General features: G+C 77.0%; 1 pseudogene (running past one end of the window). It reads right to left on the reverse strand.

Features of this window, described 5'->3' with window-relative positions:
* Positions 1-335 (reverse strand): annotated as a pseudogene (locus CCN56_RS41010) (alpha/beta hydrolase) (its annotated part continues 106 nt past the right edge of the window); the annotation flags it as partial.

Below are 335 nucleotides of genomic sequence, written 5' to 3' on the forward strand. Positions count from 1 at the left end.
CCCACGGCCCGCTTCCCGTTCCCCAGGTACGAGACGGCGGCCTCCCGCGAAGGGAACGGCACCGGCCAGGCCCGCAGCCAGCCCCCGATCTGCTCCGGAAGACCGGGCTCGGCACCGCCGGGCCCGGCCTCGACGAGGACGAGGGCGCGCGGCAGACCGGGGTGGGCGGCGGCGGTGAGGAGGGCGGTGTGCCCGCCGAGCGACTGCCCGACCAACAGGGGCCGTACGAGACCGAGTTCCTCGACGACGGCGACGACGTCGGCGACGTACGCGGCACGCGACACGTCCGCCGGATGCCGCTCGCCGGCACCGTGCCCGCGCTGGTCGAGGGCGAC

This window comes from Streptomyces sp. NRRL B-24572, assembly GCF_002156145.1.
GTDB lineage: Bacteria > Actinomycetota > Actinomycetes > Streptomycetales > Streptomycetaceae > Streptomyces > Streptomyces vietnamensis.